The organism is Pseudomonas sp., assembly GCF_035277045.1.
Lineage (GTDB): Bacteria > Pseudomonadota > Gammaproteobacteria > Pseudomonadales > Pseudomonadaceae > Aquipseudomonas.
The window spans coordinates 87,188-96,974 of sequence record NZ_DATELE010000206.1 but is presented as its reverse complement, the minus strand read 5'-3'; the positions used below and the strand labels follow the sequence as shown (position 1 = coordinate 96,974).

Genomic DNA, 9,787 nt, shown 5'->3' with positions numbered 1-9,787 from the left:
GATCTTGCCGTCCTCGATCAGGTAGGCCTCGCTGGTGGAGAACACGAACTTGCCGCTGGTGATGTCCACCTGGCCGCCACCCAGATTGGCGCAGTACAGGCCTTTTTTCACCGACGCGATGATCTCGGCCGGGTCGCTGTCGCCAGCGCGCATGTAGGTGTTGGTCATGCGCGGCATCGGCAGGTGCGCGTAGGATTCGCGGCGGCCGTTGCCGGTCACCGCCATGCCCATCAGGCGCGCGTTGAGCTTGTCCTGCATGTAGCCCTTGAGAATGCCGTTCTCGATCAGCGTGGTGCATTCGGTCGGCGTGCCTTCGTCATCGACGCTCAGCGAACCGCGGCGGCCCTCGAGGGTACCGTCGTCGACGATGGTGCACAGCGACGACGCCACCTGCTCGCCAAGACGCCCGCTATAGGCCGAGCTGCCCTTGCGGTTGAAGTCGCCTTCCAGGCCATGGCCGACGGCCTCGTGCAGCAGCACGCCCGACCAGCCCGGGCCGAGCACCACCGGCAAGGTCCCGGCCGGCGCCGGTTGCGCCTCCAGGTTGACCAGGGCCTGGCGCAGCGCCTCGCGGGCGTAGCCCATCACGCGTTCGTCGGTGAAGAAGCGGTAGTCGGTACGCCCGCCACCGCCATGGCCACCGCGTTCGCGACGGCCGTTGTGCTCGACGATCACGCTGACGTTGAAGCGCACCAGCGGGCGCACGTCGGCGGCCAGACTGCCGTCGGCGGCGGCGATCAGGATGCGCTCCCAGACCCCGGCCATGCTCACGCTGACCTGCTGGATGCGCGTATCCAGGGCTCGGGTAGCGGCGTCGACACGCTTGAGCAGATCGACCTTGTCGGCGCGAGTGAGCACATCGAGCGGGTTGCCTGGCGCATACAGCGCGGTCACGTCCTGGCTACGGAACGCCTGCACCTGACCGTCCTGCCCGGCGCGGGAGATCGACCGGGCGGCGCGGGCCGCCGAGGTCAGGGCTTCGAGGGTGATCGCGTTGCTGTAGGCAAAGCCGGTCTTCTCGCCGGACTGGGCGCGCACGCCCACACCCTGGTCGAGGTTGAAGCTGCCTTCCTTGACGATGCCGTCTTCAAGCGCCCAGGTTTCGGATATCTGTCCCTGGAAGTACAGGTCGGCGGCATCGATGCCGGGGCCGGCCAACTCGCCCAGCACGCCTTGCAGGCTGTCCAGGGTCAGTCCGCCCGGTGCCAGTAGCTGCTCGCTGACGGTGGATAGGGTTTGGCTCATAGTCACTCCGAGGTGTGCGCAGGCCGCAAGGCGTCCTGCGAGAAAAAGCGCCGGTGCGAGGCCACCGGCATCCGCGCCCGTATGGACGCCTGTTCGCTGCTGTCGCGCTCGGCCAGCAGCACGCCTTCACCGCTCGCCTGCTGGGCAATGACGCGCCCCCAAGGGTCGACGATCGCAGCATGGCCGTGGGTTTCCCGTGGGCCTGGATGTACGCCACCCTGGGCCGCGGCCAGCAGGTAGCACTGGGTTTCGATCGCGCGCGCGCGGATCAGCACGTCCCAGTGCGCCGCGCCCGTGACCGCCGTGAACGCCGAGGGGGCGCTGATCAGCTCTGCCCCGGCCGCGCGCAAGGCGCTGTACAACTCAGGAAAGCGCAGGTCATAGCATACGCTCAAGCCCAGGCGGCCTACCGGGGTGTCGGCGACCACCACCTGGGTGCCGTGGGCGTAGTCATCCGACTCACGGTAGCGGCCGCGCGCGTCTGCCACGTCCACATCGAACAAGTGCAGCTTGTCGTAGCGCGCCGCCACCTCGCCATCTTCGTCGATCAGCAACGAGCAGGCATGCGCCTTGGCCTCGGGCTGGCCGACCGGGGGCAGGGGCAAGGTACCGGCGACAATCCATAACTTGAGGTCGCGGGCGGTGCGTTTCAACCATGGCAGGATCGGTCCTTCGCCCAGCGCCTCGGTCCGGCCGATGGCCGCGGCGTCGCGGCGGCCCATGGCGGCGAAGTTCTCGGGCAGCACCGCCAGGCGCGCACCGCTCCGCGCGGCCTGTTCCAGCAGCACGGCGGCCCGTAGCAGGTTGGCCTGCACGTCGTCCTGGCTGACCATCTGGATCACGGCTGACTTCATCGCGGCTCCTGGTGTTTATTTCTCGAAGGGTTTCACAAAGGTCATTCTAGGCTCTTTCATCGGCCCTTCGACGCGGTAATGCACGCTGGCATAGCGCGAAACCCTGTCCCCGATCAATCGATCGACCAGAAACAGCGCCCCGCCAATGGCTGGGGCACCGACGATCAGCGCTGCCAGCGGCAGGTTGTTGGTCACCGGCAACGCGACCTGCAAGCGGCCATCGATACGGTCGCGGACCATGTCCAGGGTGCCTTCGAGCTCAAGGTTGGTCGACGGCCCGGTCATGCTGATCGGCTCACGGGTCACGTACACCCCTTCGCTGGACACCAGCAGGCCCTTGACCCGGTCATAGGCCAGGCCTTTCTCCAGCAGGTCGGAGAAGTCCAGGCGCAGGCGGCGCCTGATAGTGTTGAAGTTGAGCAGGCCGAACACGCGCAGGGCCTGGGCGCCGCCCTCGACTTCGACAAACTGGCCCTGGCGCAGGTCGGCATCCAAGCTGCCGGAGAAACGCTTTAGCGCGATCCAGGCGGGTGAACCCGGCCAGCGCCCATCGGCGTCCAGGCGGAACCGCCGGCTGGTGACCGAGGGAGCGAAGTTCCACGCCTTGAGCACGTCCGCCAGGTTATCGCCGGCCAGCCGTCCCTTGTACCAGCTGCTGCTGGCACCCGGTGGGCCTTCCCAACCGCCGCTGCCACCGATGCGCAGACCCTTGAGGTTCAGGTCGATGTCATTCAGGGCGATCCCCTGCGCGGTGGGACGCAGCTTCAGCGACCAGCTGCCGATCAGGTCATCGCCGCGGTACATCTTGTCGATGCTGAGGTCGACGGCCGGAACCTTGCGCGGGTCGAAGCCGGCCAGCGGATCGGGAGCATCATCGGACTGGACCTGGGCCGGGTCCGCCGCGGGCAGGCGCAGGGTCTGCAAGTTGATCGCCATGGGCGCGGCCTTGGCGTCGGGAACGCGCGCATTGCCGATCACTTCCCTGCTGTCCAGGCGTACCGACCAGCCTGGGCCCGCGCGATCCAGGCGCACCACCGCCTGATTCAGCGTCAGGCCAAACGCCTTGAGCTGGCCGATACTGACGTCGACATTACGTAGCGTCTGCCGCGCATTGCTGCCAGGATCGTTACCCCCCAGTCGCCCCAACTGCTGTTGCCAAGGCTCGATGTCGAGGCTGTCGAGACGACCGCGCACCCGTAATCCGGAACCAGCCGGCAACTGCGCCTGGCCGGTGCCAAGCAGCAACTCGCCGCGCCCTTCGGTGAGCGTGTCGACAGGCGCCGCGTAGGCGAACCGGGCCAGATCGACGTAGCTCACATCGAAACGCCGTTCGGCGCCCTGCAGGTTCATGCTGAAGCGGGTGTCGCGCGCCGCGCCCGCCGTCTTGCCGAAGGGGGCCGGCAGGTCGATGGCCAGGCCCTTGAGCGAGGAATCGACGGTGAGCCGGTTCTCGCGGCTGCCCAGGTTGACCTGCAACTGGTAAGGCAGCTCGCCACTGGCGGGCAGCGCCTGCTTGAACTGCAGCCAGTCGGTCAAGGCCTTGAGCGCCACCTGCCCCTTGGCCTCGATACGGGTCTGGATCTGCCCCGGCTGGCCCTCGGCGAAGATCTGCGCGGTAACCGGCTTGTCAAAGGCGCGCAGGCTGATGCCCGTGCCGCTGAGGCCCTTGTCGTAATCGAAGCGGAAGTCACCCTTGAGCTGGCTCAGCTCAAGGGTGGGCGGTGCAATTTTCAGGCGGGCATCGGCGGTGGAGAAATCCACCAGCACCTTGGGCTGCTGCCCATGGGCCAGCGGCACGTCCAGCTTGAGCTTGCCCTTGAGCGGCCCCTGCCCTTCCCACCCGGCGAAGATCTCGCCAGTGCCGATCGGTGCCTGCTGAAGGATCTTCAAGCCGTCCGTGAGGTCGCCGTCGAAGGCGCCATCCAGATAGAGATGGCTGTCCTGGCCAGCATCGACGTGGGGAATGTTCACCGAGACGTCACTGACCCTGGTATCGAGCAAGCGCCCTTTGCGCGCCTTGACGCGCACGCCCGCATCGTCGATATAGACATCCCCATCGACCTGCTGCACCTGTGGCCAGCCCGGCTGGAAGTCGAGCGCGGCGTCGCGCACCTTGAAGAACAGGCTGATGCTGCGGGCGTGCGCCGGTGCGCCATGGTTGAGCGAACCCTGGTACTGGAAATAGCCTTCGTCGACATTGCCCTTGACGATGGCGCTGCGCAGCCACTGGTCCAGGCCGGGGCTGAGCACCTCGGGCAGGTACTTGGCGGTATAGCGCCCGTCGCCTTCGGTCAGGCCGACGCGCAGGTCCATGTAGTCTTCGCGGCTTTCGTCGAACAGCAGGCGGATCAGGAAGTCGCCGGCGATCCTGCCCTCCTCGCCCAGCACCTTGAGGTAAGGCGCGACCAGGGTGAATCCTTCCTTGTCCAGGTGCCAGGTCAGACGGGCATTGGCTTTCTGGTAGTGCCAGGGTTTTTCGAAGATCGGGTACAGGTGCAGCATGAAGGCATCGGTGTCGAGGCGAAGCTCGCCATTGCCGAGATCACCGCTAACGCTGCCGCTGACATTTCCCGCCGCCGGGGCGCCGTGGTACGCGTCGAAGCCGACCTGCTCCAGGTTGGCGGCAAACTGCACGCGCTTGTCGCCCTCGGCCTGGGGGCGCACGTCGAGGCGCACGTTGCGCAGCGCACCGGTCACCTTGAGCGCCTCGACCGTCTTCATGGCCGCCTCCGGCAGTGGGGCCAGCGCCTCGACCAGCGGCGTCAGGGGGGTCAGGTCCAGGCGGTCGGCCTGGATCTGCCACACCGCCTGGGCCGGGTCCTGGTCCGGCCGTTGGCGCAGCTGGAGGTGTGACTCCCAGCGGGTTTCGCCGATAGTCGCGGCGAGCGAATCAAGTACCACGTCGAAGCCTTGGTCCTTGCGCTGGAACCAGGCATTCACGGCCAGATCATCGAGAGCAACGGCCGTGCGGCCACTGTATGCGCCCTCGAGCCTGGGCGCATTCAGCCGGACCACGGCGCTCTGCAGATGACGCTTGCCCCAGTCGACCCAGAATTCGCCGCCGGCCTGCAACCGGCTCGCCTGCCACTGCCCCAGCAGGCGCGCTGGCAACCAGCGCGCCCAGTCGCTCTGGGGCAGGCTAAGGTAGGCTTCGACACGCCCATCGCGCCAGGCGTCAGGTGTCGCCTGGCCGCGCAGGTTCATGGCCAGGGGCTGGCCGTCGGGCAAGGTCAGTCGCAGGTCGAGCTGCTGGCGTGAACGGCCGCTCTCAAGGCCGAGGCTTACATAGGTGAGCGTCAGCGGATCATGTTGCCAGGGCACCAGCGTGACCTGGCTGTCGAGGACATCAAGACGTCCGAGCTGCCCCAGGCGCTGCAGCAACTGGCCCGGATCGAAGGGCTGGTCGTCGTGCTTCGGCATCCCCTCCAGGGACCAGGCGCCCTGCTCGTTCTCCCGCACACTCAACTGCAGACCGCCCAGTTGCAGGCGTGCCAGACGCGCCTGGCGCGCCATCAGGCTGCCCCAGAGGTCGGGGACCGCCTTCACGTCATCCAGGCGCAGGGCGCCGGCGCCCTCGCCCACCTGCACGTCACGCACGTGCAACACCGGCGACAGGCGGCTCCAGCGCCCTTCAAGGGAGCCTATGTGCACCGGCATGCCCAGTGCCTGCTCGGCCCTGGTTTCGATTTCGGCGCGGTACTCGGCGACCAGCGGTACCAGCAGCCGGCCAACACTGACATACAACGCCAGCAGCACCGCCACCAGGGCACAGGCCGCCAATCCCCAGCGGGTCATGGCCCCCAGAACGCGCATCAGACGTTCCATGGCCATGGCCCTCCGGGATCCGTACAGATCCTAACTATGGCCGCAAGCGCGGGCTTTGCCAGCCGATGGAGATGTGCCGAACGCCTCAGAGCAGCACCACGTCGTATTGTTCCTGCGAGTACATCGACTCGACCTGGAAGCGGATGGTCCGCCCGATGAAGGTCTCAAGTTCCGCCACGTTACCCGACTCCTCGTCCAGCAGCCGGTCGACCACCTTCTGGTTGGCCAGCACACGGTAGCCCTCGGCCTGGTAGGCACGCGCCTCGCGCAGGATCTCGCGGAAAATTTCGTAGCAGATCGTTTCGGGAGTCTTCAGCTTGCCGCGGCCCTGGCAGCACAGGCAGGGTTCGCACAGCACCTGCTCGAGGCTCTCGCGGGTACGCTTGCGGGTCATCTGCACAAGGCCCAGCTCGGTGATGCCGATGATGTTGGTCTTGGCGTGGTCGCGTTCGAGCTGCTTATCGAGGGTGCGCAGCACCTGGCGCTGGTGCTCTTCGTCTTCCATGTCGATGAAGTCGATGATGATGATCCCGCCAATGTTGCGCAGGCGCAGCTGCCGGGCAATCGCGGTGGCGGCTTCGAGGTTGGTCTTGAAGATGGTCTCCTCAAGATTGCGATGACCGACGAAGGCGCCGGTATTGACGTCGATGGTGGTCATCGCTTCGGCCGGGTCGACCACCAGGTAGCCACCGGACTTGAGCGGCACCTTGCGGTCCAGGGCGCGCTGGATCTCGTCCTCGACCCCGTAAAGGTCGAAGATCGGCCGCTCCCCGGGGTAGTGTTCAAGGCGATCGGCGATCTCGGGCATCAGCTCGATGACGAACTGGGTGGTCTTCTGGAAGGTCTCGCGCGAGTCGATGCGGATCTTCTCGATCTTTGGGTTGACCAGGTCACGCAGGGTGCGCAGGGCAAGGCCCAGGTCTTCGTAGATTTCGGTGGGCGCGCCGACCGTCTTGATCTGCTGGCCGATCTGCTCCCACAGCCTGCGCAGGTAGCGGATGTCCATGAGGATTTCCTCCGCACGCGCGCCTTCGGCGGCGGTGCGCAGGATGAAACCGCCCGCGTCCTTGATGTCTTCCTGGACCATGCAGTCGTTGACCACCTGCTTGAGGCGCTCGCGCTCGGCCTCGTCTTCGATCTTCAGGGAAATCCCCACGTGGCTGCTGCGCGGCATGTACACCAGGTAGCGCGACGGGATCGACAACTGGGTGGTCAGGCGCGCGCCCTTGGAACCGATCGGGTCCTTGGTGACCTGCACCACCAGGCTCTGGCCTTCGTGCACCAGCGCGCTGATGCTCTCGACCGCCGAACCTTCGCGCTGGGAAATCTCCGAGGCATGGATGAACGCCGCCCGGTCCAGCCCGATATCGACGAACGCCGCCTGCATGCCCGGCAGCACACGCACCACCTTGCCTTTGTAGATATTGCCAACAATGCCCCGGCGCTGGGTGCGTTCCACGTGCACCTCTTGCAGCACTCCGTTCTCCACCACCGCCACGCGTGACTCCATCGGGGTGATGTTGATCAGGATCTCTTCACTCATGGCAGGTTCTCGTCAAAGGTATTGGCTAATGATGGATGGCGGGTGCGCGTCTGGCTACAACGGGTGCGTATCCTCCGCATCGGGTGGCGAGGCTTGCCAGCAGGCAATCGCGAAGTGTTCGAGGAGTTCGGCGGTTTCGCTCAGCGGCAGGCCGACCACGGACGAGTAGCTGCCTGCGAGGGCGGTGACAAAGATCGCGCCCAGGCCCTGGATAGCATAGCCGCCGGCCTTGTCGACAGGCTCGCCGGTGGCCCAGTAGCGCTGGGCCTCCTGAACGCTGATGAGGCGAAAGCGCACCTGGCTGGTGACGCACAGGCTCTCGCAGCGCTGGCCATCGGTCAGTGCCACGGCGGTGAGCACCTGGTGCTCGCGGCCAGACAGCTCGGCCAGCATCGCCTGGGCGTGAGCGGCGTTCTCGGGCTTGCCGAGGATCTTGCCGTCGAGCACCACGGCGGTATCGGCGCCCAGCACTACCCCGGGCTGGGCCAGGGTGGCATGGCCGGCAGCCGCCTTGGCGCGGGCCAGACGCTCGACATAGGCCGGCGCGCTTTCGCCCGCCAGCGGGGCTTCATCGACCGGCGCGCTGAGGGTGGTGAACGGCACGCCGATCTGCATGAGCAGCTCACGCCGGCGTGGAGAGCCAGAGGCCAGGTACAACTCGGTCATGCGGACATCTCCCTGTCAGTGGCGGTGAAGCCTTCAGTTGATACTCAGGCGTTTGCGCAGGTCACGCAGGGCGAAGCTGATCCACGGCCAGAGCAATGCGCTGATCACCGCCGACCAGACCAGTGCAAGGGTCGGCAGGCGATTGCCGGTCAGCGCGCTGAGCCACAGCTGGACCAGCTGGGCAATGCCGAAGATCACCAGGATCACCAGGCATTGCTGCCACATCGGGAACATGCGCAGGCGCTGCTGCAAGGTCAGCACCAGGAAGGTGATCAGCACCAGGACCAGCGCGTTCTGGCCGAGCAGGGTGCCGTAGAGCACGTCTTCGGCAAGGCCAAGCACGAACGCCGTGGTCATGCCGACCTTGTGCGGGACGTGGAGGGTCCAGAACGCCAGCAGCATGGCCAGCCACATGGGCCGGAAGACTTCCATGAACTGCGGCATGGGGGACACGCTGAGCAGCAGGCCGACCACGAACGTCAGCCAGATGACCCAGCCATTGTTGCTGCGCGAGCTAGGCATCATTGTCTCCGGGGTTGGGCAGGCGCTGCTGCCGGGCTGGCCGGCGTCGCCGGAGCTGGCACCGAGGCGGGCGCGGCAGGCGCGGCGGGAGCAGCAGCAGGTGCCGCAGGAGCCGTGCCTGGCGCAGCCGCTGGCGCTGCAGGTGTCGCAGGAGCGGGAGCAGGTGCCGCCGGATCACCCGTGGCAGGCGCGGGAGCCGCGGAACCGACGGCGCCGTGGCGGTCGGCTTCTTCCTGGGCGATCGCCGCATCGGCGGCGCGCTGCTCGGGGGTACGGCTGTCGCTGAACACCAGCAGCAGGTAGCGGCTGCGATTGAGGGCGGCGGTCGGAATGGCGCGGACGATGGCAAACGGCTGACCGGAATCGTGAATCACCTCATTGACCGTGGCCACCGGATACCCGGCCGGGAAGCGCTGGCCCAGGCCGGAGCTGACCAGCAGGTCGCCTTCCTTGATGTCCGCGGTGTCGGCCACATGGCGCAGTTCGAGCCGCTCAGGGTTGCCGGTACCGCTGGCAATGGCGCGCAGGCCGTTGCGGTTGACCTGCACCGGGATGCTGTGGGTTGTGTCGGTCAGCAGCAGCACCCGCGCGGTGTAGGGCATCAGTTCGACCACCTGGCCCATCAGGCCACGGGCATCGAGCACCGGCTGGCCCAGCACCACGCCATCACGTTCGCCCTTGTTGATCAGGATGCGATGGGTGAAGGGGTTGGGATCGACGCCGATCAGCTCGGCCACCTCGACTTTCTCGTTGACCAGCGCCGAGGAGTTGAGCAGCTCGCGCAGGCGTACGTTCTGCTCGGTCAGGGCGGCCAGCTTCTGCAGCCGCCCCTGCAACAGCAGGGCCTCGGTCTTGAGCTTCTCGTTCTCGGCGGCAAGCTCGGTGCGGCTGCCGAACTGGCTGGCGATCCCTTGCCACAGGCGCTGCGGCAGGTCGGTGACCGAATAGGATTCCATCAGCACCAGCCCCATCTGGCTGCGCACTGGCTTGAGCACGGCAAAGCGCGCATCGACCACCATCAAGGCGATCGACAGCACGACCAGAACGAGCAGGCGAACGCCCAGCGAAGGGCCCTTGGTGAAAAGCGGTTTAATGGGCCGTTCCTCGTGGACGACGATTCAGGAGGTCATTG

7 protein-coding genes are annotated in these 9,787 nt (G+C 66.5%); all 7 read right to left on the bottom strand.

What is annotated here, in order from left to right:
* Positions 1 to 1,245, bottom strand: a 1,245-nt coding sequence (gene tldD / locus VJS90_RS11970; RefSeq protein WP_324121859.1) for a metalloprotease TldD, incomplete at its 3' end; no start/stop codon positions are given.
* Positions 1,246 to 1,247: 2 nt separating this feature from the next.
* Entirely contained in the window at positions 1,248 to 2,099 is an 852-nt protein-coding gene (locus VJS90_RS11965) for a carbon-nitrogen hydrolase family protein (protein ID WP_324121858.1), read from the bottom strand.
* A 15-nt stretch (positions 2,100 to 2,114) separates the two neighbouring features.
* Positions 2,115 to 5,924: a YhdP family protein gene (locus VJS90_RS11960; RefSeq protein ID WP_324121866.1), complete on the bottom strand. Its 3,810-nt coding sequence runs from the start codon at positions 5,922 to 5,924 to the stop codon at positions 2,115 to 2,117.
* 85 nt (positions 5,925 to 6,009) lie between these two features.
* Positions 6,010 to 7,467, bottom strand: a complete 1,458-nt coding sequence (rng, locus tag VJS90_RS11955; RefSeq protein ID WP_324121857.1) for a ribonuclease G — start codon at positions 7,465 to 7,467, stop codon at positions 6,010 to 6,012.
* Between the two features lie 54 nt (positions 7,468 to 7,521).
* Positions 7,522 to 8,133 (bottom strand): Maf family protein, encoded by a 612-nt coding sequence (locus VJS90_RS11950; protein WP_324121856.1) that lies wholly within the window; start codon positions 8,131 to 8,133, stop codon positions 7,522 to 7,524.
* A gap of 33 nt (positions 8,134 to 8,166) precedes the next feature.
* Entirely contained in the window at positions 8,167 to 8,655 is a 489-nt protein-coding gene (gene mreD / locus VJS90_RS11945; protein WP_324121855.1) for a rod shape-determining protein MreD, read from the bottom strand.
* A complete protein-coding gene (gene mreC / locus VJS90_RS11940; RefSeq protein ID WP_324121865.1) occupies positions 8,655 to 9,749 on the bottom strand; it encodes a rod shape-determining protein MreC in 1,095 nt (364 codons plus the stop codon). The genes mreD and mreC overlap by 1 nt, the downstream gene beginning before the upstream one ends.
* Between the last annotated feature and the right edge of the window lie 38 nt (positions 9,750 to 9,787).